The sequence below is a fragment of the Pedobacter sp. AC464 genome (assembly GCF_979253075.1).
In genome coordinates this window covers 2,147,684-2,173,639 of sequence record NZ_CEEDBV010000001.1, presented here as the reverse complement: position 1 = coordinate 2,173,639, position 25,956 = coordinate 2,147,684, and the positions used below count along the sequence as shown (strand labels likewise).

Annotated in this window: 25 protein-coding genes and 1 pseudogene; 18 read left to right on the top strand and 8 right to left on the bottom strand. The window is 44.0% G+C overall.

Annotation, left to right across the window (positions count from 1 at the left end; all coding sequences use genetic code 11):
* Window positions 1-245 precede the first annotated feature (245 nt).
* The 18 genes from AC0IWT_RS09485 to AC0IWT_RS09400 all read left to right on the top strand — a co-directional run bounded on the left by AC0IWT_RS09485 (window position 246) and on the right by AC0IWT_RS09400 (window position 16,633).
* Window positions 246-2,054, top strand: a complete 1,809-nt coding sequence (locus AC0IWT_RS09485) for a reverse transcriptase/maturase family protein (RefSeq protein WP_471796973.1) — start codon at window positions 246-248, stop codon at window positions 2,052-2,054.
* 74 nt (window positions 2,055-2,128) lie between these two features.
* Entirely contained in the window at window positions 2,129-2,803 is a 675-nt protein-coding gene (locus AC0IWT_RS09480) for a TraG/VirB4 family ATPase (RefSeq protein ID WP_471796972.1), read from the top strand.
* Between the two features lie 15 nt (window positions 2,804-2,818).
* A complete protein-coding gene (locus tag AC0IWT_RS09475; protein WP_471796971.1) occupies window positions 2,819-3,481 on the top strand; it encodes a hypothetical protein in 663 nt (220 codons plus the stop codon).
* Entirely contained in the window at window positions 3,478-4,131 is a 654-nt protein-coding gene (locus tag AC0IWT_RS09470; protein ID WP_471796970.1) for a hypothetical protein, read from the top strand. The genes AC0IWT_RS09475 and AC0IWT_RS09470 overlap by 4 nt, the downstream gene beginning before the upstream one ends.
* Window positions 4,128-4,793: a hypothetical protein gene (locus tag AC0IWT_RS09465; protein WP_471796969.1), complete on the top strand. Its 666-nt coding sequence runs from the start codon at window positions 4,128-4,130 to the stop codon at window positions 4,791-4,793. The genes AC0IWT_RS09470 and AC0IWT_RS09465 overlap by 4 nt, the downstream gene beginning before the upstream one ends.
* Before the next feature lie 4 nt (window positions 4,794-4,797).
* On the top strand, window positions 4,798-5,574 hold the full coding sequence (locus AC0IWT_RS09460) for a hypothetical protein (RefSeq protein ID WP_471796968.1): 777 nt from the start codon (window positions 4,798-4,800) through the stop codon (window positions 5,572-5,574).
* Window positions 5,571-6,710 (top strand): plasmid transfer protein, encoded by a 1,140-nt coding sequence (locus tag AC0IWT_RS09455; protein ID WP_471796967.1) that lies wholly within the window; start codon window positions 5,571-5,573, stop codon window positions 6,708-6,710. Before AC0IWT_RS09460 ends, AC0IWT_RS09455 begins: the two co-directional genes overlap by 4 nt.
* Before the next feature lie 5 nt (window positions 6,711-6,715).
* Window positions 6,716-7,339 carry a conjugative transposon protein TraK gene (gene traK, locus AC0IWT_RS09450; protein ID WP_471796966.1) on the top strand — a complete coding sequence of 208 codons (624 nt, stop codon included), beginning with the start codon at window positions 6,716-6,718 and terminating at the stop codon, window positions 7,337-7,339.
* Window positions 7,336-7,728: a hypothetical protein gene (locus AC0IWT_RS09445; protein WP_471796965.1), complete on the top strand. Its 393-nt coding sequence runs from the start codon at window positions 7,336-7,338 to the stop codon at window positions 7,726-7,728. Before traK ends, AC0IWT_RS09445 begins: the two co-directional genes overlap by 4 nt.
* A complete protein-coding gene (gene traM, locus AC0IWT_RS09440) occupies window positions 7,725-8,918 on the top strand; it encodes a conjugative transposon protein TraM (RefSeq protein WP_471796964.1) in 1,194 nt (397 codons plus the stop codon). The genes AC0IWT_RS09445 and traM overlap by 4 nt, the downstream gene beginning before the upstream one ends.
* 12 nt (window positions 8,919-8,930) lie before the next feature.
* The gene (locus AC0IWT_RS09435; RefSeq protein ID WP_471796963.1) at window positions 8,931-9,767 is read left to right on the top strand and encodes a DUF4138 domain-containing protein; all 837 of its coding nucleotides are present in this window, start codon (window positions 8,931-8,933) and stop codon (window positions 9,765-9,767) included.
* Between the two features lie 198 nt (window positions 9,768-9,965).
* Window positions 9,966-11,942, top strand: a complete 1,977-nt coding sequence (locus AC0IWT_RS09430; RefSeq protein ID WP_471796962.1) for a type IV secretory system conjugative DNA transfer family protein — start codon at window positions 9,966-9,968, stop codon at window positions 11,940-11,942.
* 132 nt (window positions 11,943-12,074) lie between these two features.
* Complete coding sequence (locus tag AC0IWT_RS09425) at window positions 12,075-12,491, top strand: hypothetical protein (RefSeq protein WP_471796961.1); 417 nt, start codon at window positions 12,075-12,077, stop codon at window positions 12,489-12,491.
* On the top strand, window positions 12,488-12,991 hold the full coding sequence (locus AC0IWT_RS09420) for a M23 family metallopeptidase (protein WP_471796960.1): 504 nt from the start codon (window positions 12,488-12,490) through the stop codon (window positions 12,989-12,991). The genes AC0IWT_RS09425 and AC0IWT_RS09420 overlap by 4 nt, the downstream gene beginning before the upstream one ends.
* Before the next feature lie 157 nt (window positions 12,992-13,148).
* A complete protein-coding gene (locus AC0IWT_RS09415; protein WP_471796959.1) occupies window positions 13,149-14,369 on the top strand; it encodes an ArdC family protein in 1,221 nt (406 codons plus the stop codon).
* A 3-nt stretch (window positions 14,370-14,372) separates the two neighbouring features.
* Entirely contained in the window at window positions 14,373-15,176 is an 804-nt protein-coding gene (locus AC0IWT_RS09410; protein ID WP_471796958.1) for a DUF4099 domain-containing protein, read from the top strand.
* Complete coding sequence (locus tag AC0IWT_RS09405; protein WP_471796957.1) at window positions 15,173-15,715, top strand: hypothetical protein; 543 nt, start codon at window positions 15,173-15,175, stop codon at window positions 15,713-15,715. The genes AC0IWT_RS09410 and AC0IWT_RS09405 overlap by 4 nt, the downstream gene beginning before the upstream one ends.
* Before the next feature lie 72 nt (window positions 15,716-15,787).
* The gene (locus AC0IWT_RS09400; protein ID WP_471796956.1) at window positions 15,788-16,633 is read left to right on the top strand and encodes a hypothetical protein; all 846 of its coding nucleotides are present in this window, start codon (window positions 15,788-15,790) and stop codon (window positions 16,631-16,633) included.
* Window positions 16,634-16,911: 278 nt separating this feature from the next.
* Here AC0IWT_RS09400 and AC0IWT_RS09395 read toward each other — a convergent pair whose 3' ends face one another.
* The 8 genes and pseudogenes from AC0IWT_RS09395 to AC0IWT_RS09360 form a co-directional block, all read right to left on the bottom strand.
* Window positions 16,912-17,376, bottom strand: coding sequence for a DoxX family protein (locus AC0IWT_RS09395; RefSeq protein WP_471796955.1), 465 nt, complete (start codon window positions 17,374-17,376; stop codon window positions 16,912-16,914).
* 136 nt (window positions 17,377-17,512) lie between these two features.
* Window positions 17,513-18,136, bottom strand: coding sequence for a Crp/Fnr family transcriptional regulator (locus tag AC0IWT_RS09390; protein WP_471796954.1), 624 nt, complete (start codon window positions 18,134-18,136; stop codon window positions 17,513-17,515).
* 165 nt (window positions 18,137-18,301) lie between these two features.
* On the bottom strand, window positions 18,302-19,387 hold the full coding sequence (locus tag AC0IWT_RS09385; protein ID WP_471796953.1) for a helix-turn-helix domain-containing protein: 1,086 nt from the start codon (window positions 19,385-19,387) through the stop codon (window positions 18,302-18,304).
* A 548-nt stretch (window positions 19,388-19,935) separates the two neighbouring features.
* Window positions 19,936-21,660, bottom strand: a complete 1,725-nt coding sequence (locus AC0IWT_RS09380; protein WP_471796952.1) for a carbamoyltransferase family protein — start codon at window positions 21,658-21,660, stop codon at window positions 19,936-19,938.
* Between the two features lie 21 nt (window positions 21,661-21,681).
* On the bottom strand, window positions 21,682-22,311 hold the full coding sequence (xrtY, locus tag AC0IWT_RS09375) for an exosortase Y (RefSeq protein WP_471796951.1): 630 nt from the start codon (window positions 22,309-22,311) through the stop codon (window positions 21,682-21,684).
* 204 nt (window positions 22,312-22,515) lie between these two features.
* Window positions 22,516-23,343: pseudogene (locus AC0IWT_RS09370) on the bottom strand (glycosyltransferase family 2 protein); the annotation flags it as partial.
* A gap of 109 nt (window positions 23,344-23,452) precedes the next feature.
* Window positions 23,453-24,667, bottom strand: coding sequence for an XrtY-associated glycosyltransferase XYAG1 (locus AC0IWT_RS09365; RefSeq protein WP_471796950.1), 1,215 nt, complete (start codon window positions 24,665-24,667; stop codon window positions 23,453-23,455).
* Complete coding sequence (locus AC0IWT_RS09360) at window positions 24,668-25,936, bottom strand: hypothetical protein (protein ID WP_471796949.1); 1,269 nt, start codon at window positions 25,934-25,936, stop codon at window positions 24,668-24,670. It lies immediately after the preceding gene.
* Window positions 25,937-25,956 lie beyond the last annotated feature (20 nt).

The window sequence follows — 25,956 nt, the reverse complement described above, 5'->3', positions numbered from 1 at the left end:
ATTGCAATATGCATTAAAGGGTGGACATCATATCCGACAATCTGTTGTGCCATAGTTATTACGCAGCTAAACGTGGATTACCTAAGTCGAAATGCCACTCGCATGGCTATAGAGCGTAGGCTTTTGAATATTTGATATGGTAACGGAGCCTCCATAGTAGTCCGAGCAGGGGAAAGCCCTGTACATGGCGAAGGGAGGCAGCTAATATTTTTTAATACCAATAAAAGGAAAATGTGAGAGACATTATGAGAAATCCAGAAAAAGTATTAAACAGTCTAACAGAGCATAGCAAACTTTCGGACTATAGGTTTGAAAGGCTCTATCGTATCCTTTTCAATGAGGAAATGTATTACGTGGCATATCAAAATATTAATGCCAAACCGGGTAATATGAAGAAAGGTACTGATAGTCAAACTATCGGCGAGATGAGCCTTGCCCGCATTGAGAAGCTAATTGATGCTATCAGAAATGAAAGCTTTCAACCCCGTCCCTCAAGGGGGAATTATATACCAAAGAAAAACCGTATAAAGCGTCCGTTAGGGACACCAACATTCGATGATAAGTTGGTGCAGGAGGTAATTAGGATGATACTTGAAGCTATTTATGAAGGAAGCTTTGAGCATTCCTCTCATGGTTTCAGACCTCAAAGGAGTTGTCACACTGCGCTAATGCAAATCACCAAATCTTTCAACGGAGCCAAATGGTTCATCAAGGGCGATATTAAAGGCTTCTTCGATAACATCAACCACGATGTTTTGACAGGAATCCTGCAAAAACGTATCTCCGATGAACGTTTTATCAGGCTCATCAGAAAGTTTCTGAATGCTGGATATATTGAAGATTGGGTATTTGAAAAGACGTACAGCGGAACACCACAAGGTGTTATCGTTAGTCCAATACTAGCTAACATATACCTTGACAGGTTGGACAAATATGTTAAAGAATACATTAACCGCTTCGATTTGGGGGAAGGGAGTGCTCCGAACAGGGAACGCAATCAATTAGAATATGATAAGCGAATTGCTACGCAAATGCTTAAAGCCGAAGATGATGTTGCCGGCAGGAAACTGATAGGTAAAGCTATTAAGGAAATTGATGGAAAAACAGCATTGATACCAAGTTGCGACGAGATGGATAGCGACTACAGAAGACTCAAATATGTGAGGTACGCGGATCATTTTTTAATTGGAGTAATTGGCAGTTTGGACGATTGTAAGCAAATCAAACAGGATATTTCAAACTTCCTGAATGAACAGTTACGACTTACTTTATCGGATGAAAAGACGTTGATTACCCATAGTGAAAAACCTGGAAGATTCCTTTCATTTGATATTACTATACGCAAATCCAACTTGCCAAAAAGGAACGTTGAAGGTAAATTAAGGAGCGCATACCACAAAAAAGTGGTTCTCAAAATACCGCCTGATGCGATTAAACAAAAGTTGCTTGATTACGAAGTGTTAGAAATAAAACTACACAACGGGAAAGAGCAATGGAAACCAAAACATCGGAAAGGATTGATATTCAACGATGACTTGGAAATCCTTAGCAAATACAATGCAGAATTGATTGGGTTCTATAACTACTATTCAATTGCACTTAACGCAGCAACAGTCAATAACTTCAAGTACATCATGGAGTACAGTATGTACAAAACCTTTGCAGGTAAGTACCGAACGACTGTACCCAACATCTGTAGAAAGTACAAGAAAGACGGCGTGTTCACCGTAAGTTACATAAATACGAAGCGGCAACAACGTTTTCGTACATTCTACAATGACGGGTTTAAGCGAAAAACTGAAGCCAAAGATGCCTTCTTTGACAAGCTTCCCAACTATTATTACGCAAAAATGCGCACAAGCCTGATTGGTAGGCTCAAAGCTTGTAATTGCGAATTATGCGGGGAGACGAGTGAACTTGAAATGCACCAGGTCAGGAAACTGAAAGACATCGCAAAGGGAAAAGACCCCTGGGAAATCCACATGGTAGCACGGAAAAGGAAAACGATGGCTGTATGCCAAACTTGTCACATGAAGATCATTCACGGTAAATAGACTGCGGATATTAGTGGAGAGCCGTATACGCTGAGAGGTGTACGTACGGTTCGGAGGCGAGTGCTGGGAAACCTATGATAGCAATATCTAAAGGCGCCCGGCGCTTAGCCCTACAAAACAAAGTGCTTTTTCCTATCGTCACGCTGATAATTATGGACGTCGTGCTTCAGAAGATGAGGCACCGGACGCTGAGCCGAAAAGCGCTTGTATTAGAAGAAGCCTGGAAAGCGATCGCTTCTCCGATGATGGCCGGCTATATCACTTATCTCTACAAGACCATGCGTAAGTTTTGGGGCGAGCCCATCGTGGTCACCCAGGAACTAGGCGATATTCTGGGCAACGAAGTGGTTAAAGACAGCATACTGAGTAACTCAGATACAATATGTCTGCTCGACCAGCGCAAGTTCATGGATAATTACGATGAGATTTCACGACTGCTCTCTTTGAATGAAACTGAACAGAAAAAAATCTTTACAATCAATGCCCTGAATAACCAGCACAACAGGGCAAGGTTTAAAGAAGTTTACATCAAAAGGGGTGCAACCGGGGAAGTGTATGGGGTAGAAGTATCCCTGTTTCAATACCTCTGCTATACGACCGAGAAGCCTGAAAAGACAGCCGTCGAAACCTATCTTAAACGATACGGCGGTTTTGAAGAAGCGCTGGAAGCTTTCATTGATGATTTCTCGCTAAGCGGGTTAAAGCTCGAGCAGTTTGTGAGCCAGCTTAATGCCCAACCTTTAAGTTAACTAAAAAACAAAATCATGAAACAAATTCTCTTTTGCCTTTTGCTGGCCATGTGCGGCCTGCAAGGCCTTGCCCAGATTTATTTTGATCCGGCGACTGCCGGTGCAATGGCGCTGCATTCAGGGGTCATTGACCGGCAACTTGATAAAACCAATGACCACCTCACGCTGATTCAACGGGGCCAGCTTGCAGTAACCGGTCAGCTAACGATGATCAATGAGGTTCAGCGCAGTCTATATCGCGGCCTTTCTGAGGTTTCAGGGGTAATGAAATCTCTGCTCGCGGTGAAGGATATTGCAGAAATTTCAGGCGATATCTTTTCAGACGTAAATAAATCAATTTCCATAGCTGGTGATAACCCGGCCTTTTTACTCTTTGCCCAGGCGGGTGCCAATGAATTCCGCACGCGGGCCATCAGCCTTTCTGCAGAGGTAAGTGCATTTGTACTAAAAGGAGGCTGGGATAATCTGATGGATTCCGGCGAGCGATCAAAACTCCTTAACCGTATTGCCACCCAGCTGATGATTCTGCGGGGAGTGAGTTACGGGATGTACCGATCGATGTACCGGGCAAGACAAATCGGGTTGCTAAACGCGCTGAATCCCTATGCGAGCTTTATCAACTCTGATAGACGCATTGCAGATGATATTTTATCCAGACTCAAAACCCTGAAAAAATGAAAATCCTTTCACTACTCACGCTACTTTTGGTTTCCTTCACCAACGGATTTGCGCAGCTAAATGTTGAGCTGCTTCACCAGCTCGTCGCCGAGAGCAAGTCTGAATATTCCAGGCAGCTTTCCGCAAGAGATAATCAGGGATTGGCCTCCGCTACAGAACTGATTAACCGAAACCAGACCGCTGACTTTAAAGACAGCTTCAGAAAGATTCAGTCCAGGTTCCATACCTTGACTGTAGCCATTGACCTGAGTCAAATCAGCCTGGAAGCCCAGCCGCTTATAAAAGAAATCGCCAGACAACAGCAATCCATTATCAGCCTTTGCATGGCAAAACCTGCGCTGCTGGTACTTGCGCTGGATGCCCAGTCAGATTTGTTAGACAAGGCGCACAGGCTGCTCAATTACCTGTATGCGCTTGGTCTTGATGTTGGGGTGCTCGCCAGAATGAAGCCATCCGAGCGAAAACTGTTCTTTGGTGAGGTACTCAGCCAGCTCAGAGCCATTTCCGGTTCGGCAGGGGGACTCGAGTCTACCCTGGTACATGCCTCCATGGGCAATGCGCGTAGGGATGCGGGTCCTTTTGGTGGGTTTGTAAATGAAGACCGGAGAATTATCGAAAATTTAATCAAACAACTAAAAATTAAGCCATGAACAGCCTCCTGATTTTTTTAGCGGCTTTATTGTGTGCATCTACTGCCGGTGCCCAGCGGCTGGTTTTTGACAAGGAGCATTTTGACATCGTAAACCAGAACGGCGCCGTGCGTCTGGCGGCCGAGACTACTCATGGGCTTACTCTGGAGGCGATAAATAAAAGTCTGAATAAGATAACCATTAACCTTTCTGCTGTAAGTCTGGCGGGAGTGGTCGTCCATCGCTCACTTTCCCAGGTGAATGGGGTGATGAGAAACGGGCTTCACCTGCGGCAAACCATTCTTTTGAGCGCTGAAGTTTTAAATGAAAGTGAAGGGTTGCTAAAGATGGCTTCGGATGACGCTTTACTGCTGGTTTTTTCCGAGGAACTGCTAGCCCAGCTGAAAACAAGGAGCATAAATCTGCTCAATGAAGTGTATGGTTTCGTGCTGAAAGAAGGGGATAATATTTTAATGGATTTTGAAAAACGTGATGCCTTGCTGAACAAAATCAATTTGGAACTGCGGGTAATCAGGGCGCTGGTTTACAGCGTCAAGCGCTCAGTTCAGCTGGCAAAGCTCAGGGGCCTGATGCAATCAGTCAACCCTTTTGCGTCTTTTATCAATACGGATAAACGCATGGCAGACGATATATTATTTAAATACAGGACACTTAAAAAATGAAATTATGAAATGGATTTTCACCTTACTGACGGCAGTCACTGCGCAGTTTTCTGCCCTTGCGCAGGAAGACCTGCATGATGAGGCCATCATTTATCAACAAGAGCGAATGGTCTTTAAAGAATGGGACCGCGATAAGTTTAGTCCTAAGTCGGGGTTTTTAGGATTGAACCCCCTGTATTGGCTAACCTGGGGCCTTCATCCGGACTATCCAAAAAACGACCGTCGGCCACTTGCTGTGTTTGGTCCCCAAACCCAGCGGCTTTCCCTGGCAATGGCCATGCAGCATACCGAGAACAGTTACAAACTGCATAGTGATTCCCTTTTTAATACCGCGAATGAAGAAGCAGCGGCACAATCAGCTCTACTCGCCAGAACCGACCCCTTATGGCTTATGTACTACAGCAGGGAATTTGGCCCTTTGCTTGATGAACATCAGCCGCATCCCTTAACCGGACTCCCTTACCCCGTCCAGCAATACCTGCAGGGTTCCGGGATCTTTGACTGGTACATTAATGAAAGCGCTACGCTAAGGCAGCGGCTTGAGCATTCAAGGGAAACGGATATGGAGCGGGGGAGCCGCCTTATGGCCTGGCATCGCCTGTTAAGCGATTACCGGAAACTGATATCGGTGTGGGAGAGTGCCAGGGGACGGTCTGCCCGTGAACTTTCTATAAAAAAGGCAGCAGCAAGACTGCCTAGCGGAATGCCTCTGGACACCAGAACCAGAACAGATATTCAAATTGCCGATGAGATACTAAAACACGCTAAATGGAAATTATGATACGCATTTTAAACTTAGCCGGCACCGCCGGTTTTTTCGTGCAGTCAAAACCTGTACCTGTTCCGGACTCCTTTCGGGATACTTTTAATTTTCTTCAGGGTAACGGGGTATATGAGGACGGTATGATGCACTTTTTAAAGCAGATGAAAGACAGCATCTGGACCCATTACGATGCTTTCATCACCGATGCGCAGGCGCTGGCAGCCATCTTCATGCTCATTTTTTTTGCACTCAAAAGTTATGAGCTCATCTCAGGCGATAAAAAGTTTGAAATTATGCCACTGATGCGCCCGTTCGGACTTGTAATGGTCATACTCTGGTGGTCCGCTTTTACCCGTGTTATTGCCTACCCAACGGACTTGATTGAGATCCGGACTTCCGAAATGTTTGAAGATTCGCAGAGTGACATTAACGGGTTAAGGATGCAAAGGGCAAAGCTGATGGTCCAGGTTGCCGATGCGCTGCTAAAGGTGCAGGCAGAGACCGAGACTGCAAAAACAGAGGCTGATACCTGGTATGAAAATGCATGGGAGTCGGTTCGGTCTTCGGTAAAGGAAGGCTTCGCTGAAGTCTGGAATCCGGTGGTGGAAATGCGCAACAGGCTTCAGGTTGGCCTTCAGCTGCTGGCAACTTCTTTACTCGAAACCCTGGCAATTTGGCTACTCAGGATTTGCGTATACATCGTTTTCATCGTGCAGATTATTTTTTCTACAATACTTTTGATTTTGGGTCCCTTCTCGGTAGCAGTAAGCATTTTGCCCGCCTTCCGTGATTCTTTTTCCACCTGGATCGCCCGTTTCATCTCGGTGAATCTTTACAGCGGCATCGCGTATCTGGTGATGTATGTTGCTTCGCTTTTTCAGCACTACGCACTGGAAGCCGAAATTACCCGCTACCAGGCGCTCATCGGAACATCTGGTCCTAGTCTGGAAAAGCTTGGCTGGTTTGCAGGAAATGGAGTGCTATCCTTCGGAATGGTCATCGTGACCTTTATTATCGGTGCGTTAACTATGCTCACTGTCCCAAGTATTTCCACCTGGATAGTCTCTACTTCTGGCATCAGTTCAGCGGCGAGTACGATGGGCAGCGGCGCCTCAAGTCTTGGCAGGATGGCTGGCGGCGTAATAGGAGGGTAGCGGTGATGATGATTAAAAACATTGAGGATAAGGTCCGCCTTGCGGGCCGCCTCTCGGCCCTGTCCTTCCTGCTCTGTCTCTGTATTTGTGCCTGTGTATTATTTTTCAGCTGGAAGCAATTATCGGATGCGAGAAAAAGCATTTACATTCTCGATGCATCCGGAACCCCACAGCGCGCCCTGCAGACGGATCTTGCCATGAACCGGGCAGCGGAATACCGGGCGCACATTGCGCGGTTTCACAGCCTTTTTTTTACCCTCACTCCGGATGACAAATTTATTGAATACCAGATGAAGCAGGCCATGTACCTTGTGGATGAAAGTGGGGTGCAGCAATATGATAATTTAAAAGAAAAAGGATTTTTTAACTCCATAGTTTCTTCTTCTGCATTATTGACGATAAAGACAGATTCCGTTTACCTGGATGAATCCAGACGTTACTTCCGCTATTACGGCACGCAAAAAATTGACCGGCGCAGCGCCGTAACTGTCAGGCAGCTCATCACTGAGGGCTATCTAAAGGATTTAGGGGTCCGCTCAGAAAATAATCCACATGGAGTGCTTATAACACGCTGGAAAACTCTGCAGAACAAAGACTTGCTCGTTGAATCTAAAAACGCTTTCGAATGAAAAAGGTAACCGTAATTACTGAACTGCAGCGGGAATTCGCGCTGCTCTTCCACGCCATTAAAGAAAAGTTACATCATTTTCTCTCGGCCAGGCCAAGGCAGGTATTTTCCGGAATGCTGATGCTGATGTGTGCCTCCGGGATCTATGTGTTTTTAGTTATTCAGCCCGCTGGCCATCCCGTAAAAAATAGACCACCGGGCTTGGCTGTCAATGACTTCTCCGGTGAATCAGTCGGTGAGACTTATGCGAAACTAAAAACTACATTGAGACTGCAAAACAGGGTTCAGGTGCTGCTTGCTAAAGATTCACTAAACCATTCCGATAGTCTGAACTTAGCGGCGCTACTAAACGAAATTCAAAAAATTCAACATGATAAATTACCTAAATGATGAAGATAGATTTTAGACAACCAAGGTATGTACTTCCCCTGGTGGTAATGCCTTTTCTGATATTGCTCTTTTATGCATTCAAGTCGAGTTCTTTTGGCAGCGCCCGCAAAGACATGCCGATGGATTCTCTTCAGGCATCCCTGGCCCAGGTATCTCCAGAAGTTCAGTCCAGGGCAATTGACGGAAAGCTCGATGCCTTCCGTGACCACTTAGGGCAGGCCGACCGCTACACTGCCGTAAACGGGCTGGGTGAAGAGGTCAATGGCCAGCAGCAGGCGCCCCTTAGTTTATACAATGAGCGGGAAAAGTTTATGCTGGACTCTCTGGAAAAGCTCATGAAGGCGCATCGGCAAACGGGGCTTAATGCCGCTGCATCAGCTGCCAGCTACAGCCAAGCGGGAAGATATAGTTCAGATAATGACCCTTCAGGTAAAGCGGACAATGCGCTACGTAAAGCTCTTGCTGACCTTAAGCGGGAGCAATCGATTGACAGGCCTAAGCCTGATGAGGACCCGATGCAGCTTTTCAGGGCGCAGCTCTCCCTCATTGACAGCGTCTCTAGAGCCAATGACCCCTCAGCCAAGATGAGTGCACCAGTGAAAGCTACAGGCGAGGGGATGAGCGCGGATGCCGGGGAAATACTGATGGTACATAAAGCCAAGCAGTTATCTACAACATTTACGACCGTTCGGAGTGATGAAAAGCCGGCACTGATTCCGGCGATGCTGGACGAGGCGCTCACGGTATTCTCAGGTTCACGCCTGCGCATCCGGTTGCTTGAAGAGGTGATGGCGGGACCGCACTTAATACCCAGACAAAGCTATCTTTATGCCGAGGTTTCCGGCTTTTCGGCTCAGCGGGTATTGCTCTCGGTTAACTCAGCTTTTGTTAATGGTGAAATCCTGCCTTTAAAACTCGACGTATATGATAGTGATGGTTTGCCCGGTCTGTATGTGCCTGCTTCTGCTTTCCGGGAATTCAGTAAAGACATTTCTAGCACTGCGGCTTCGGCAGGAACTTCCTCTACTGTGCAGACAGATAACCGCATGGTAATGAGCATGCTTTCAGGCGTTTTTCAGTCTGCCAATACTGCCCTCAATAAGCTTATCAGGCGAAATAAGGCAAGGCTCAAATATGATACGAGAATATATCTGATTGACAGTTCAAGCTTAAATAATAAACGAAAATAACTACAGATGATTATGAAAAAAATAAGCATTTACGCCGCTCTTCTTCTTTGCTGGTTGAACGTTAGTGCTCAGCGAAGTCCTTTTAAAGCCATTTCTGATTTGCCAACCATCTACATTGCTAAAGAAATGTCGCTTCACTTTATCTCTCCGGAAAACATTGTCTTTGCAGACTTATCGGGGCTGCCTTTATCAGGAGATATGCCGGTGAAGAACGTTCTGAGAATCAAACTTCCTAAAGATTCGCTTAGCAAGATCAGGGTCATGGAGCAGGGTCTTGTAACCATCACAGGTGAACATTTTATGGCCCAGTTTCGCTTGCTTTACAGCGAGGATCCCCTTGCTCAGCCGGCGATTACTCAGGTGGAAATTGTTCCTGAATTTATGAAACCACTGGACATCGATGGAATTTCCTTTTCCAGGAGGGATTTCAAGGCACATGCTTATGCCATGTTAAGCATCCGAAAGGATAAAAAGCGGAAACAGGTTGAGGCGCTTGGAATCAGTCTGGCGCTTAACCATGTTTATACCGCCGGGGACTATATTTTTTTGGACCTCGAGGCGAAGAATCAAAGTAATCTTTGCTACGATATTGATTCTCTTAGATTTAGTGTACGTGATAAGAAAATAACTAAAGCAACGAATGTCCAGTCTTTCCCGCTTGAAACCGCTTTTCAGCTATATGATCCACAACGCTTCGAAAAAAGCTACCGAAATATTTTTGCTATCAAAAAGCTAACCTTTCCCGGAAATAAGGTCCTGGAGATCGAACTGTCGGAAAAGCAAACTTCAGGAAGGGTTTTGCGTTTGGAGATTCCCTATAAAGAGATTCTGCAGGCAGATAGTTTTTAGCCCGGTTTATAAAGGCTTTAAAGCGCTGGCAATTGAACGAGGAATTTTTCACCGGCAGGTTTCGGACCCTAAAAATAAAACCATTTTGCAGTTGAAAGCCTTCTTTTATAAGACAGTTTAAATATTTCTCACTAGGGCTAACCCAAAACCTGGTTAACACCGCTTACCGCGGTTTTTTTGTGTTTAAATTTTGCGATCATGGATGAACGTCAGGAATTAAAAGGGCTGCACCGCATGCTCCAGTTTTTAGTGTATGCCTTATTGCTGGCGGATGTTATGATTTTTGTTTATGCCGCAAAGGCGACCTTTTTTCATAAAGCTGCCAGCTATGGACTGCAGGAATTGATAAAAGGATGTACCCGGATGATTTTTTTTCAGCATCCCCTCTACAGCAGGGCTTTTACTTTGTTGCTGTTGATTGTAGTGTCTATCGGAACGTTAAGCAAAAAAGAAAAAGATTTAAACGCTAAAAACGCCATCCTGTATCCGCTTTCTGCGGGCTTTGTATGCTGGATGGTGGGTCTCTGGTTTTGGAACAGAACGGGCAGCGTGCTGTTTATGGGAACATCGGTAAGTGATATCGCTTATATCGTACTGCTTTTTTCAGGTACAATACTGCTCCATATTGCCATGGATAATATATCCAAAATAATCAGTTCCAGTCTGGGAAAAGATAAATGGAATATAGAAGGCGAATCCTTTATGCAGCAGACCAAATCGAAGGACGGGCCATACGGGGTCAGCATTCCATCATTGTTTTATTTCAAATCAAGGGTTCATAAAGGCTGGATAAACCTCGAGAACATATTCCGGGGTACGCTGCTAATCGGGACCCCTGGCTCCGGCAAATCTTTTGGCGTAGTACTGCCTTTCATCCGTCAGCTTATGGCGAAAGACTTCTGTATCTGTCTGTACGATTTTAAGTTTCCGGACTTGGCGGAAGTCGCCTGGTACCATTTCCAGCTTGCAAAGAAGCAGGGCAGGATGAAAAACGCTTCATTTCATGTGATAAACCTAACTGAGGTAGAGAAAAGCCGGCGGATTAATGTTTTAAGACCGGATTACATCCAGACGCTCGCAGACGCTTCAGAAACTGCTGAGGCACTTGTCGAAGCGCTTAAAAAAGGGGATAAATCCGGAGGTAGTGATCAATTTTTTACCCAGAGTGCGGTGAATTTTCTTTCTGCCTGCATTTTCTTTTTCTCGCAGTATGAAAAGGGCAAGTATTCAACGCTTGCACATGTACTTTCTTTTTTAAACTGTTCCTATAACCAGATTTTTGCCGCCTTGTTTTCAAACGCAGAACTCACCTCACTACTTTCTCCATTCATGACGGCCTATCAAGCAAAAGCTTATGATCAACTAGAGGGACAGGTCGGTACCCTTAAAGTTTTCATCTCCAGGCTGGCAACCAAGGAAATGTTCTGGGTGTTTTCGGGCGATGACTTCAACTTGAAGATCAGTGATGCAAGAAATCCTGCTACGCTGGTCCTTGCAAATGATCCCAATACCCAAAACATCAACTCCGCCTGCTATTCAGTCGTACTGAACCGGCTTACCAGGTTAATTAATACAAAAGGTAATCTGCCGAGTGCGCTCATACTGGACGAACTACCCACCATATTCGTCCATCGGATTGAAAACCTGATAGCAACCGCCAGAAGCAATAAGGTCGCGGTACTCATGGGACTGCAGGAGTTGCCTCAGTTTCAGCAGCAATATGGCAAGGAAGTATCGGGGACCATCACTTCGGTTGTTGGAAATGTACTGGCCGGCTCGGTGCGCAACAAGGAAACTTTGGATTGGCTGGAACGGCTTTTCGGAAAGGTCAAGCAGCAGGGAGAAAGCCTTTCTATTGACCGGGCCAAATTGTCCCTTTCGATAAATGAAAAGCTGGAGCCGCTAATACCGGCTGGAAAAATTGCTTCGCTCAAAGCCGGTGAACTCGTGGGTATGCTGGCGGGAGATGCGGTAGAAAGCTATACAGGAAAGTTTGAAACCTCGGCCATTCACTGCCGGGTGAATCAGGACATGAAAAAGCTAGCCCTGGAAGAAGCCGGCTATACCCCGCTACCCATATTTTACGACTTCGGCGGTAAAAAGCCGGAAATCCTGCTTAGAAATTTTAATAAAATTAATGCCGACGTGGCTGCAATCGCCGATAAATTTTCTTGAGCAATCAGATTACTTGCTCAGCCCTTTCCCGTCTGGTTGTTTATCGTGAGGGAACGCACATCTGTTCAAAGATGTGGAAACTCAGGCAGTTTTCAAGGATGAACTCTTCAACTATCTTAACAATCAAAAATCATGGAAAAACTTTCAGGAACGCTGGTTATGGTAAATCCCGAACTCAGCGACAACTGGCCCTCAAGAGGCCAAATCGGCTTCATTGCCTCAATAGACGAAAAAAGGCAGGCCGTTATGGTCGGATTTGGCTCACTCGAAATGTTTGCCTTCCCGCCCGAAGCGCTTATGGTCATACGCGCTAAGCAAGATTTGTATAAAGTGCTCATGGACCAGCCCCCCGGAATGGAGACAGCAGATTTCAAGGTGTTGATGCGTGTAAATCTGCTCCAGGAATCGGGTAGTCAGAAAGATATACTTAAAGCGCTCGAGATGTTAAAGGAAAGTCCAGGGGCTAGAAGCAGTGGAATGGAAACCCTTCAGAACGTACTCGATTTAAAAAACACCCAAAGTGCAAATCTGTCATTTATCTCCAGATGATGGGCTATTTATCAACCCTCGGCGCAGTGATTGTCATCTTAGGACTAGCCCCCAGAAGCTTTGGGCAGCGCTATTTTACCTGGCCGTTGAACAGTTTGTATATGAATCAGGCATTTGGATGGCGAATTCATCCGCTCAATGGTGCACTGAACTTTCATGATGGCGTAGATCTCAAAGCAGACTTCGAGCCAGTGTTCAGCATTGCTGACGGCGAGGTTGTTCGGGTAAACATCAATGCGGTTTCAGGAAAGTTCATTGTCATCCGCCATGGCAAGCTAATGAGTCATTACGCGCACCTTTCCTGGATAATAGTCAGCAGTAAGGATACTGTCTTGAGGGGGCAGCTCATCGGCCTGTCTGGAACTAGCGGCAGAACAACCGGGCCGCACCTGCATTTTGCTTTAAGCTACTGCGGAGTCAAGCTTGATGCCCTGAAATTTCTGAAGGCGCTCGATGCCGTAAACCCCGGACGCTTAACTGATGCAGAATCCGATAAGTGATAAACACTCAAGATGGAAATAGATAAGGAACCATTAAAACCGTAATCGATGAATGCGCTTGAACCGTTTTTTGCCGTGGCGGCTTACCCGTGCCGCTTACTGCCATACCTAAGTGCCACACCAGGGGTAGCTTTAACTTAAAGGAAAGGATTGTTCCATGAAAAAAGAAACTAAAGAACTGCATGTTCAGGTTGCCGAAGGGTTAGTAAAAGCATTACAGGCCGGCACTGCCCCATGGCAGCGGCCCTGGAGCACCGAAGGTCTGCTGATTCCAAGACTTCCCTATAATGCGATCAGCGGCAAACGCTATCAGGGAATTAATGTATTAAGCCTGCTGCTTTCGGGCCGCGAAGATCCAAGGTGGCTGACCTTCAAACAGGCTGAAGCGGCCGGTTTCAGGGTTAAATCAGGTGAAAAAGGAACGCTCATCCAGTTCGTTAAAACTGTTCAGCGCGTTACCAAAAGAGACTCCGGCGGGCAGATAATCTTGGATGATAATCATAAGGTGGTAACCGAAGATCGGCCATTGACTAAGGCCATTATTTCAAACGCCTGGGTTTTCAATGCAGCACAGATAGAGGGCCTCGGGGCACTTGTATCATTGGCTGCCGCCAGTAAAAAATGGGAGCCATTAGAGCGGGCCGAGGGGCTCATCAAAAATTCCGGGGCAACCATTCGCCATCTCGCTGGTGATGAGGCTTATTATGATCTCAGAACGGACTCAATTACCATTCCTGAGCATTCGCAGTTTGATGCTGCCGATAAGTACTATGCAACCTTGCTGCATGAACTCGGTCACTGGACCGGCCATTCTTCGCGACTGGACCGGAGCCTTTTCAACTTCCCAGGTTCCCCGGGTTATGCCAGGGAAGAGCTACGCGCAGAAATCGCCTCCATGATGCTTGGCGATTCGCTGGGGATTGGACACGACCCCGGTCAGCACAGCGCATACGTAGCGGCCTGGATACAGTTGCTCACTGACAGCCCTTTCGAAATTCATAAAGCAGCTACAGATGCGGAGAAAATTACAGCATTCCTGCTCAGTTTTGACAATAAGCTAGCGCAGGACCTTGAAAACCCCATTCAGCAAGCCTGGAACCCTCAAAAATCCGCAGTTAGAAAATTCCTCACCACTGGCGACGAAATCTTCTATAAAGACAAACATTACCAAATCACCGGCCATTTGAAACAGGGGCGTATAAAAGTGTTCGAGGAAGGTAGCGGAACGCACTTTATAGTTTCTAGAACGGATAAACTCTACACTTCGCTTTTAGATTGCAAACTGGATGCCTCGTTTTGTCCGGGGCCTTTATTGACAGCAACTGAACAAAGCACCGGCAGTGAAGAAAATCAACATTTACCTAACCTAAAAAGATGAATTATGAATTATTTATTCAGTCAAAATGACCTGCCCTTTCAGGCAATGGAAGCCCTTGGGCTTTCAACTGATGATGATGTATTACTGGAAAGCACGGATTTCAAGGCTTTGCTCGCAGGGCGCCGAACCGGACTGCTAACCTTAAGTGGCCTGAGCACGGAATACTTCCAGATAGAACGGCTTGATGCCCGCCTTTCATTACAGCGAAACTTAAAAGGTGAGGTTGAACTTAGGCTTCACCCGATATATAAAAATGTTCAGGGCCATCCCTTACTTAGCGGCCAGGAGGTATCGCTTTTAAGCTCATCTAAAGAGGATTTTCTTCAAAAGGGGTTCCAGGATTCCACTGGTGGAACATCGCTGATGATTTTTGAATACGATGCGTTGACCAGAGACTTTATCACCTATTTCCCAGAGGAAGTACAGGTGCCTGATTTTGTGAATGGCTACGCGCTGTCACCAGCGCAGCAGGCGGGATTCAAGCGTGGAGAGGCATTGGAATTGGAGGATGGAACGAGGTTGCAGCACCGCGCCAGTGAATCGAAAGGAATCCTTTCCAACAGGGCAGCGCTCGTTTTGTCTGTCGTGGTCGACGGAGGTCAGTCTTACTTTCTACTTAGGGGTATCCGGGCAATAAAGGGCGAAGAAGGACAGCAGGTCGATTACAACACCCCGGGCTATAAGCAGGCTTTCGCCGAGATGCAGCGCAGTCTTCAACTGGACACCCCAGCCCGGACAGGCTATCGCATGGGTTTCAAAAATGAAACCCAACAAAGCAGAGGACTGGGTCCCGCCCAGTCCAGATGATAAACTCCGCTTACCTCAGCCCGCTGGTCAAGGCTTTTTTTCATCCCGGAGTTTCCGGGCACATGGGAATCCTTAAAACCAGCCATGATTATCTGCCCGCGGCTACAGTCAATCTTTTCTTTGCGCATGCTGCAGATGAGTTGCTCTGTCTGTGCCATTTCTACCCAGAGTGGATCCGGATTCATGGTCAATCCGCTTTTGCAACGATCGGCTGTGAGAAAAGTCGCGACCGCTTCAATGAAATCAGAACGACTTTCCCGAATGCGAAGATCTACACTGTGTTTGCTAATGATCTGACAGGAAAGGTCTGGGATTGCCAACTTTCTTTATGGCAATGTGGATCGGACGCTGATTTCATGATTAGAGGAACACAGCTCGAAGTGATATTAGGTGCGAAGAAGTTGTCCATTCCCTCGGAAAGCTTTTCCCTCAACCGCTTTTTTAAGTGCATCGGAAAATTTCAGACCAGTCCAGCCCTCAAACCCCGTGGCGGCTACCGGAATTTTACCGAAAAATTCTGCGCCAGATATCCATGCTAATTGATTGGTCACCCCAGGTGGCTACGTTTTCGTCGTCTTATAAACCAATTTATTAACCCTAAATAACATGTTATGAATGAATCAAATCTAGAGTATTTGAAAAAATCACTGGATTACCTCGGTTTTGGTACCAGGCTAAACGAAGTTCTCGAATCTGCAATCCGCAGAGAACTGCCTAAATTCTCGCTGGGGATATCCCAGCATTATAGCTCTCCGGAATTGCGTAGCATGCCTTCCGGAGTTAGAGACCATTTGCGATTTGAACTGAACTTTAGCAAGTCCAATGAATCGGACATGTTCTTTTTAAATAGCTACCAGGCAGTGCTTAGCAAATATGATGGCGCTGTACCTGTGACACAGCTTTTCGACCTAGAAAGGGATCACAGGATGACTGCCTTGCAGGCTTACCGGCTACTTTCAGGCTTTTCCTTCGAAAAAGAAATCTCTTTGAAAACTGCAGGTGAAAACTCCCAACCGGAAAAAAGGCCCGTTTGGTTAAAACTTAATCTCGGTGTTACTGACAGCTACGGTAACCACCCTTTGCACCACTTCTACCCGGAGTATAATTTTGATCTGGAAAAGAGCCTGGAGAAATACCCATTCTACCTTGCAGGGGAAGACAGAAAGGAAAAGCTCATAAAGGAGCTGAAGAACGGAGGACTGTCAGAACTCGAAATGATGATGGATGGAAAACCAATGAGTGTTTTCGTAGCCGCTGAGCCGCAATTTAAAAGCTTGAACATTTATAGCAGAGACATGACTAGAATTTCGGATGCTCAAATCTTTTCACAAGCGCAAAGCGGACCAGCGCCGCAACAAGGTGTAGCACAATCCACGCTCAGCTCGGTGGCAACATTCGGGGACAAACCATGGAAACAGGATGAGGGTGTCGCGTCTACGCCTAAACCTGGACGTTAGGCGCTGGAGGTTTCCCTTAAATCATGTGCTCAGCGAGTAAGTATTTACTGAATTTGGGTTACAAATAATTTAAAGCCCCAGAGATCATGGCTATCGTTTGATAGTAAAGACGAAGTTCCTGATTTAATCTTTGCCGAGTAGAGAGCCTGATTGCATTTAATATAGATGAATTCAGAGATGCATTGCTGCGATTCACTCAACGTTTTTATCTGCTTTAAAGCCGAAAGCCTGCCGGATGTCACAAGATATCCAGCAGGCTTTTGTATTTGCTGCGCTAATTAATTTGCAGTACGCTGATGCTTGGTGATTTTAGTTACTGGTAACTGGTTATCAACAGAGAGTTTTCCGTTTCCTTCAATGATGAAGATAAGCAATCCAACCAGTACAGAAACTGATAACCATAGCTCTGAATAGGGCCTGAGAATAATAGGCGATAAATTAATAAAGAAAACACCCCCGATGAGTATAGGCAGGTTTACCAGGCAAAAGGTACGGGTATACGTTCCAATCGCAATGGCAACACCACCAACGATGTGGACCACGATGATAAAATGGGCGATCATACTAATGCCAACTGCGGTGCCCAGGTGTGCGTTATGCATTAAGGTACTGAAAGCGCCAATATTCAGGTAAAAGGCAATGCCTTTCCAGATTAATACAAGTCCTAAAATTATTCTTAAAAAATCCAACCAGACAGGGTGATGACGATCACCCCAATTCTGCATTCTCTTTAACGTGCTCATATCTTTATAATTGGTTATAAGCAATATACGAAAAAATAAAATGCAATTATCGATTATCAGAAAATTAACATCTGGTCTGAGGCTTAGCTGCAGAAAAGCGAATTATTGACCTCAATTTATGTCGGTAATAAGCTGTTTAGGCCATTTTAAGGATGGTGTGCTCTGCTGCTCTGTTTTTTATTCTGCTCAGAGTTTCCAGGCGCATACCAAGGTAACTTGCCAGGTAACGTTGTGGTATCCTGCTCAGGTTCATTCCACTTTGTTCCAAACGCAGGTAACGCCCAAGCGCGGTTGGGATTCTGGCAAGTGTAGAGCGCTCGGTAGCGGCATAATAGTGGATGGCCAGCAGCTTTCTAGCAATAATGCCCGCTTCGGGATAAGCTCCATAAAGAAAATTGGTGAGGCTGTAAGGAATTCTGATTAGTTCACAATCTTCAATTGCCTGAATGTATTCCACCGAATATTTAGATTTTTCTTCGGGATTTCTCGCCGCCTCGATAAATTGCTGCTCAAAGCCGAACCAGGTGCTGATGTCTTTATTATCTTCCTTTATGAAGCCACGAACAACACCCTTTAACAAGAAGAATATAGAATTGTTGCTGTCTGCAGGGGAAAGCACGAACTTGGATTTTTTAATGGAGAAATGACTGCAGTCTTTCTCATAGTGTTTGATAAATTCTTGAGAAAGTGGATGAAACTGCCCAAGATAATTCAGGAGCGGATTTAAATAGCTTTCGCGTTCGGCTTCGTTTTTAATCATTACAGGAAATAACTTAGAGTGATCAGATGCAGCAGTTTCGCACGTGATGTGTTTTGAAACTGAATCTTTTTCAAAGTTATTCGCCGAGGTAGGAGCTGAGCTGATTTTGGGGTCCAATCATGTCAAACGATTCAACGGTTTGAGAAAATCTATCCCTTGAATGCCTCAGGCGCTCAATTCCTGCGAAATGTAGACAGTTGGCATAATACCCTTTTCTTTTTTAAATGCATTGTAAAATGTAGCCTGATTTTTAAAACCTGCATTTTGTGCAATCGCAAGGATTGTCATTTTGGCTTTCATCAACGGATATCGATCTAAGAAATGATTTACACGGTAGCCATTTATCCAGTCACGGAAATTTTTACCTAAGTGATTGTTGATTACGAACGAGCAATGGTGCACGGGTATGTTTGTTTTGCTTGCTAAATCGATAATTTGGAAATCGGGATTTAAAAACAGGTAATCCGATTCCATTGCGTTTTTGAGCAGTCCAACATAGGCCTCTAGCTGAGCATCGGTAATCCTGATTCGCTTAAAGGAAATTGGCAGAATCCTGGTGTCGTTATCAGGAAAAGCTGCTTTGTTTTTTCTTATCACCTCAGTAGTTTCCGCCGGCAATAATGGGCGCTCGTGACCCAGAGTCAGATTCCTTTTCCAGTCAATAGCAACCATGAGTGCGCCATAAAATATCTGAGGCTTATGTAAGGCATAAAGCAACACCACCAAAAGCGCTATACAGTTCAGAAAAATAAAAATCGGATTGTATAGCGGAATGTTTAGGCTGCTCAAGACGATTCGGGATAAGCCCATGAGCTGGAAAAAAGTCGCTACCCTCAATATAAAAAGCATCCAGTTGCGTTCAGAATTATTATCAGCAACTTGCAGAAGGATTTTCGATTTTAGAACGGCTCCCCAGGCGAGTATCAGGTAAGTGATGGTTAGCACCGTTCTAAAACCCGAATGGAAATAGGGCGGAAGCAGCCCGCTTCTTGTGCTTATAGACCAATAGCCATATTCATTAAACTGTTTCATAAGTAATTGCCAGTCCAGGTTTGTGCTATCAGGCCAGGGGAAAACATGCACCAGCGCCAAGAATGCTGGTATAAAATGAATCCAGTCTGTCTTTTTCAGTGATCTGTCTTTTTTCAGGAAGCCGGTAATGTACAGGTAAAAGCATGCTGGCGCCGCAAAATATAAAGGTGTAAAGCTTTGGAAGAGTGCAAATGACAGTTTCTGCTGATTAGTACCCATTAAAAGCGACACCAGTATATGCCCCGAACGTGTGAATAGGAGCAAAGAAAGTAGCCTGTTCTTTATCCGGTTTTCACTTTTTGCCAGAAATAAGTGTATAGAAAATAAAAAAAGAAAAAAGCAAGTAATACTAACTAAAAAGTTTAAGACTGACATGGCTAAAAATTGGGATCGTGTGTAATGATAGACACTTGAAAGCGGCTTTAAAACTCAGTACACCCAGAGCGCGATTGTCCCAGAATGATGAGTTTTGAGCTTATCCCTATCAAACCCAGACTTTAGAACTGGAGAAATTGCCACGCCTGCTTAGCGTCACGTCAGGGAAAATATTTAAAATAGAAGAAAAACTACCCCAATCGAATCTTATGTTCATGAGCATCAAATAAAAAGATTAAACAAATCATTTAGGTAGCAACACAAAGATGATGTTTTTTTGCATGATTTAAACTGCTTTGCAGAGAATTGTTTATTGAGGAACTGAGTTAATGAGCAATGCACAAAAAAAGGCCAGTGAATATCACTGGCCTGGGCATTGTATTTAAAACGTTTTATTTTCTAATGATGATGTCTTCCATTACGAGCATATCCATTTTGGTTCTGAGGAAACAATCTAGAGCTTCTTCCGGCGTGTTTACAATGGGCTCATTTTCATTAAAGGAGGTGTTAAGTAAAATCGGAACACCCGTAGATTGATAAAAAGCATTTATTAAGTTGTAGAAACGTTCATTTGTTTCCTGATGAACACTTTGCAGCCTTCCCGTGCCATCCATGTGGGTAACGGCCGGGATTTCCTTCCTCTTATGCGCCTTTATCTGCAGTACTTTCTCCATAAAGGGAACGCTTTCATCCTGTTCAAAATAATCTTTAACGAACTCTGCTATAATAGAAGGCGCAAACGGCCTGAAAGATTCCCTGCGTTTGATTTTTGAGTTGATGATGTCTTTTGCGTTGGGGTTTCTCGGGTCGGCCAAAATGGAACGGTGACCAAGTGCACGCGGGCCAAACTCAGCCCTTCCCTGGAACCAGCCGATAACCCCTTCTCCAGTTAAAGCGCTTACGATTTCATCATAAAATTCTTCGCTAGCGGGTTTTTCATAAGCAATTTTGCGGCTACTCAGCATTTTCTCGATATAGCTATTGTCAAATCTGCTTCCAAGATAACCATGAACCATGGGTGATGTTCGTGGCTTCTGCTCTATTTGATTGTAAACCCAAAGCGCAGCGCCAAGGGCAGTACCAGCATCATGCCCGGCCGGAGGTATGTAAACATTTTTAAATTGCGTTTTTAATTTCAGTTTTCCGTTTGCAACTGAATTTTGGGCAACACCGCCTGCAATACAAATGCTATTTAATCCTGTTTTCTGATGCAGATAGTTGAGTATATGAAAAATAACCTCCTCACAAACAAGTTGTACGGATGCAGCTATGTCTTTGTGGTATTCGGTTAACGCTTCGTCGCTTTGCCTCGGCAAGCCGAGTAAATCGGTCAGGCTTCTTGTGAATAAGCTTTCTATACTGGGAACGCCATCTTCCCAGGCCATTTTTACGCCATTTTTGAGGTGGTTAAAATACTGCAAGTTGAGTTCAAAAAGTCCCTTTGGCTTTAGCTGAATCAGCCTTCTGATTTTTTCTGCATATTTGGGAACGCCGTAAGGTGCAAGTCCCATAACTTTATACTCATCACCATAATGAGGAAATCCCAGAAACTGCGTTAGGGTTGTATAAAATAAACCAAGCGAATGTGGGTAGGAAACGGTATCTAAAACGTCAATTTGATTTCCCTTTCCGATCGCTAGCATTGTGCTGCTAAAATCGCCAAAGCCATCGATAGACAGTATCGCCGATTCATCAAAAGCAGAGGCGAAAAAGGCACTTGCCAAATGGCTTCTGTGATGTTCTACATTAACTACTTTGGCTTTGAGGGATTGATTAGCTAAGTTGAAATGCTGGCAAATTTCGTGTTCAATGCTACTGGCTTTCTTTAAGTTCTGCGCCCTGTTGAGCATATTTTTTAGGCTTAGCCTGTTTTTAAATGCGGTGAAAACTTTTCTGAAAAAATTAGCTTTCGGATCCCTCGAAACGGCGATAAAATCAACTTCCTGAATACTGATTCCCGCTTCTTGCAAACAAAAATCAATAGCCATTGTTGGAAAGCCCGCCCAATGCTTTATACGCCTGAACCGTTCCTCTTCTGAAGCCGCAATGATTTCTCCATCCTTATAAATACAGGCAGCGGAATCGCCGTGATATGCATTTAACCCTAATATGTACATCGATAAATGCTTATTGTAGATTTATGGACTGGCAAGATTTGCGCCTTTGTGAAATTTTTTCTGGTCGTCTGTTGCATTAGTTCTGGTGTTTTTCTTAATCCAAAAGAATAAAATTACAAAGATGACGATATAGACTAATATATTAAAAATCTCATGGTGGTACTCGAAATAATTGCGCTGACTCTGGACGAATCCAAATAATAAACCCAAGCCCGCAATGCGGCAAATATTTAACAAATAAATGGTAATGATTCCAATTACCAACATTTTTATGGTTTCCTTCCAGCTGGCCGGGAAAGCCAGTACAAATGCCGCGAGAAAACTCATCACGCCAAGCCCTAAACAGGAGTAATTAATTCTCAAATATGGGCCGTTGACTACCATTACATCCTGTTTGTTATGGATGGCATAGAATCCAAAAAGTTTAATTATCCATACTGCAGGTGCAATCAATGCGTTTTTTAAGCCCTGGATGTAATCGAAGTGTTCAGCAATGTAGGCGTTGTGATAGCGCCCGGTTGGGGTCATTACGCTATTCATAAAAATATTGCCCTGACTAAATAAAATATAGAGCACAAACAGCATCACCACGAATTTTATTGCCTTTTTATCAGCTTGCTTCTTTGCCAGTTGAGTTGTGATTTCGTCCATATCAGTTTTGAATGTTTAAAGTTAATATTTTATGTTCAAATCAAATTATCCTTCCCTATTGTGAAGTTTAATTCGGATGATGGTAAAAAACCTTTGCTATAAAGCCCGATCTGTTGTTCGGAATGCTTTGTATTTGCATAAATACGTTGCTAAACGTCGGTAGTCTTGGGCTTGTTATGCTATAACGCCTCTTTTTAACGCCTTGATTTTAGCATCAACTAATTTCCGAAACCACAGCGCCTGCAGGTAATGAAACTGCCTGCCGGTTTTATTTTCGAGAAAGCCAAATTGAAAAATCATGCGAAAACCATAGTACAAGTACGGCCTGAATCCCAAAGGTAATTTCCACCAAAGCCTCTTGAGGCATGCTTTCCGCTCATCGGGATTACCAAAGAATTTTGGTTTCAAAGCTTGAATGCGGAGGTTTTTAATCCTTTCGATTTCTTCCTGTGCAATTAAATCGCTATAGCGCTCATGTTTTGCTTTCCAGAAGCTCAGCTCATTTTCTTTAAGGTTTTCTTCTAGCAGATACCCATTTTTCCAGATGATAGTCTTTCCTGAAACAATAAACCTATGGTCCATATTTTCATTTAAATCCGACTGGGCAAACCCGGTACGAAACATCTTTAAAAGGTACATTGGGTAGTAGCCGCCAAAGCGAATCCAATTTCCCTGAAAGAAATTTTTGCGATTAAAGTAAATGCCATTAATGTCTTCATATTTCTGATTGTCAAAACTTTCGAGCATTTGGTAAAGTTCTGGCGTTACTATCTGATCAGCATCAAGTCCGATAGTCCATGGAGTTTCAATATCAAAATTTTTTAATGCGAAATCCCATTGTCGAGGGTGATTTTCGAAAGGGTTTGTTTTTATACCCGCTCCAAATGCTTTGGCAATTTCTACCGTCGAGTCTGTGCTTCCGCTATCTAATAAAAAAACCGGTGCATTTAAATCAGCAATCGACTTCAGCAATCTCGGCAAGTGAATTTCTTCGTTGTAAGTGAGTATAATGAAACTGAAGTTTTTATTCATCGAACAGGTGATATTCACTTAGTTAATACTTAAACTTGATATTCCGGGCGCCGTTGTTGTGCGACTTAAAGCAGTCTTTTTAAAGCCCAAGCTCATTTGAATCAAGTCATTAGCTGTTTCGGTGAGCTTCACCAATAACCGTCTTATACAACGCGAGGTAACGCCTGGCCAGAACCTCATCATTGAAATCTTCTCGAATTTGCCCGGGTGCAAGCGCCCTGATTGCATTTCGTTTCAATTTATCTTCAGCGGCCGCTGTTAGTTTGTTGCCAATCTCTTTAATATCCAGGCTGGTAACCCATCCCAGGTTTTTTTCTAAGATGTAGTCTGCCAAGCCAACTTTGTCTGATACCAGAACCGGTGTGCCAACGCTTAAGCTCTCGATAACCACATTCGCAAAGTTTTCGCTGTAAGAGGGGAGTACCAGCAAATCGTGAGCAGCAATTAGCTGATATTTGTCTTCATTGTTAACATGACCGAGCCATTTTATTTTGTGGCTAATGTCAAGTATCTCAGCCTTTTGTTGCAAACTTTGTACGTAGTCCTCATCTCCGGTACCGGCAATAGTTAGTTTCCAGGGTAAGGTAGTTTCGCTAAGCGATTGCAGCAGCAATTCTATTCCTTTGATTGGGTCTAATCGCGAAAAAAAAACAATTCGAAAGCTTGTAGTGGTGCTCAACTCTATGGAAGGTTTTGGCATCATTGCTGGTATTTCAACAAGATTGGGAATTACGGTTACGACTTTAGTATAAAGAAAATTAGCAACATCGGTTTGCTCTCTGTTCGTTGTGACGTGAATTGTACAATATCTCAAGAGTTTTTTTCCAATAGTGAAGTGAATAACTCTTTTTATAATCTTATTACCCGACGAATAGGTATGTCTGTTCAACATCCCTCTTGGCGAAAGCACAACGGGGAATCGGTACCATTTTGCCATCGCACAAGTTAATATAGACACCAGATTCCACCAGGCGTGTATGTGAACAACAGTATTGCAAGGTTCAGCGTTTTTAAGTCTCGCTCTTAGTCTCCACAATAATCCGGGCGAAAAATGACTGTGATCTTTTGTCCACCTCGTAAAATAGGTAACTGATACACCATCAACCACAACGCTCTGTCCTGACTGTACATCAAGTTCTTTTCTGCCATTTGCTGTGGTGGTCAGTACCTCTAGCGCCGATGCTTTGCTATAAACGTATTTCCTGCCATCCTCGGGAATGTTGTCGATAGATGATAAAGTTTCACACAACTTCCCAACGGACTGCGTGGGTCCGCCGTAAATGTATGCAGGCTTGTAAGATGGTGTGATCTGAATGATTTTCAATTAATATCGGATGTATTGATCGATTCTTTTTGCAAGGAATTTATTTATCAACAGGTAGATGACGAAAAAGGTGATCAGACTACCCACCATTTTATCCAGCGCAAATTCAAAGGTATTGATTTGAAAAAATAAAGGGATTACTAAACATACTGCCCAAATCTTGTTATAGGATTTATCGATAATATATTTGAATATGAAACCAATTAACAAACCGAATAAAAATAATGGGAGGAGCAATAACGGGAAACCAAAATCGACATAGCTTTCCGCTACGTAGCCCATACTTATTGATGTTCCTTGTTCGTTACCCGCAAAGCCAAGGCCGGTGTACATTATGGTTTTTTCGGAATCATTTATGGCAGTTTTTCCAGGAAAAAAAAGCCTGGGCATAAAAACGCGTTTTATGGCATCCAACCAAAGTCGTCCATGTTCATGTGGGCGGGAGATTGGCACGTAAGATATTGATGCAGAAAAAATGTCGATATATGATATTCTATCAATTAGTGTTGTAACCGCATCCTCGTACTTTTGCTTATCAATATCTCTGCCCAATTCGAGTGCTTTTGCAAGAGCTTCAGTTCTTGAAACAGATACAACCTGTGCCTGTTCACCGCTGGATAAAAAGGATCTGTATTCAGGTTTGATAAATTGCCACACGATAAGCATATTAAACAGGAGTACGCCAACAAAGAGAATTAAAGAGTATTCTTTTTTCGTGAGCTTTGAGTTAATATACAAATACAATATAAAGCCAATGATAAAAAATTCTTTAAAGGCACTGAAATACCCGGTAAAACTTAAGATAATTTCTGCGGTAATAATTAGTACAAACTTTTGCCTAAAATGAGAGCGTTCAGTAAATGTTACAAGAAAAAATAACACAAAAATTGACCACTTGATGTCCAGTAATTTAACTATCAGCTGATACAACCCCCCAAATCTTCCGGCAACGTTAAGTAAAATTGGATATAGAATAATTGCCGATATATATGCAAGCATTATTTTTGACTTGTCATATCTGGAAAGGTTAGCCGCTAAAACTTTATACGAAATTAATTCTGCTTTCCTCATTGCAATATTGATTCCTATGCTTATGAACAATAAACCAAATAGACTGAAATAGAATGCTTCTTCTATTTTTGCTGGATTGTTAAATAGACTTTCAAACGGAACGCCTATTAAAGTTGCATATATTATTTTAATAGATACCTGAAGCCATTGAAGCAGAATTCCGAAGAATAAAATTGGTATTTCTCCTTTTCTCCACAATAATTTTGCACAAATCGGTA

Excerpts from the sequence above, each read along its gene's own strand:
- AC0IWT_RS09485 (WP_471796973.1), top strand. The coding sequence starts at position 246 with ATGAGAAATCCAGAAAAAGTATTAAACAGTCTAACAGAGCATAGCAAA.
- AC0IWT_RS09480 (WP_471796972.1), top strand. The coding sequence starts at position 2,129 with ATGATAGCAATATCTAAAGGCGCCCGGCGCTTAGCCCTACAAAACAAA.
- AC0IWT_RS09475 (WP_471796971.1), top strand. The coding sequence starts at position 2,819 with ATGAAACAAATTCTCTTTTGCCTTTTGCTGGCCATGTGCGGCCTGCAA.
- AC0IWT_RS09470 (WP_471796970.1), top strand. The coding sequence starts at position 3,478 with ATGAAAATCCTTTCACTACTCACGCTACTTTTGGTTTCCTTCACCAAC.
- AC0IWT_RS09465 (WP_471796969.1), top strand. The coding sequence starts at position 4,128 with ATGAACAGCCTCCTGATTTTTTTAGCGGCTTTATTGTGTGCATCTACT.
- AC0IWT_RS09460 (WP_471796968.1), top strand. The coding sequence starts at position 4,798 with ATGAAATGGATTTTCACCTTACTGACGGCAGTCACTGCGCAGTTTTCT.
- AC0IWT_RS09455 (WP_471796967.1), top strand. The coding sequence starts at position 5,571 with ATGATACGCATTTTAAACTTAGCCGGCACCGCCGGTTTTTTCGTGCAG.
- traK (WP_471796966.1), top strand. The coding sequence starts at position 6,716 with ATGATGATTAAAAACATTGAGGATAAGGTCCGCCTTGCGGGCCGCCTC.
- AC0IWT_RS09445 (WP_471796965.1), top strand. The coding sequence starts at position 7,336 with ATGAAAAAGGTAACCGTAATTACTGAACTGCAGCGGGAATTCGCGCTG.
- traM (WP_471796964.1), top strand. The coding sequence starts at position 7,725 with ATGATGAAGATAGATTTTAGACAACCAAGGTATGTACTTCCCCTGGTG.
- AC0IWT_RS09435 (WP_471796963.1), top strand. The coding sequence starts at position 8,931 with ATGAAAAAAATAAGCATTTACGCCGCTCTTCTTCTTTGCTGGTTGAAC.
- AC0IWT_RS09430 (WP_471796962.1), top strand. The coding sequence starts at position 9,966 with ATGGATGAACGTCAGGAATTAAAAGGGCTGCACCGCATGCTCCAGTTT.
- AC0IWT_RS09425 (WP_471796961.1), top strand. The coding sequence starts at position 12,075 with ATGGAAAAACTTTCAGGAACGCTGGTTATGGTAAATCCCGAACTCAGC.
- AC0IWT_RS09420 (WP_471796960.1), top strand. The coding sequence starts at position 12,488 with ATGATGGGCTATTTATCAACCCTCGGCGCAGTGATTGTCATCTTAGGA.
- AC0IWT_RS09415 (WP_471796959.1), top strand. The coding sequence starts at position 13,149 with ATGAAAAAAGAAACTAAAGAACTGCATGTTCAGGTTGCCGAAGGGTTA.
- AC0IWT_RS09410 (WP_471796958.1), top strand. The coding sequence starts at position 14,373 with ATGAATTATTTATTCAGTCAAAATGACCTGCCCTTTCAGGCAATGGAA.
- AC0IWT_RS09405 (WP_471796957.1), top strand. The coding sequence starts at position 15,173 with ATGATAAACTCCGCTTACCTCAGCCCGCTGGTCAAGGCTTTTTTTCAT.
- AC0IWT_RS09400 (WP_471796956.1), top strand. The coding sequence starts at position 15,788 with ATGAATGAATCAAATCTAGAGTATTTGAAAAAATCACTGGATTACCTC.
- AC0IWT_RS09395 (WP_471796955.1), bottom strand. The coding sequence starts at position 17,376 with ATGAGCACGTTAAAGAGAATGCAGAATTGGGGTGATCGTCATCACCCT.
- AC0IWT_RS09390 (WP_471796954.1), bottom strand. The coding sequence starts at position 18,136 with ATGATTAAAAACGAAGCCGAACGCGAAAGCTATTTAAATCCGCTCCTG.
- AC0IWT_RS09385 (WP_471796953.1), bottom strand. The coding sequence starts at position 19,387 with ATGGGTACTAATCAGCAGAAACTGTCATTTGCACTCTTCCAAAGCTTT.
- AC0IWT_RS09380 (WP_471796952.1), bottom strand. The coding sequence starts at position 21,660 with ATGTACATATTAGGGTTAAATGCATATCACGGCGATTCCGCTGCCTGT.
- xrtY (WP_471796951.1), bottom strand. The coding sequence starts at position 22,311 with ATGGACGAAATCACAACTCAACTGGCAAAGAAGCAAGCTGATAAAAAG.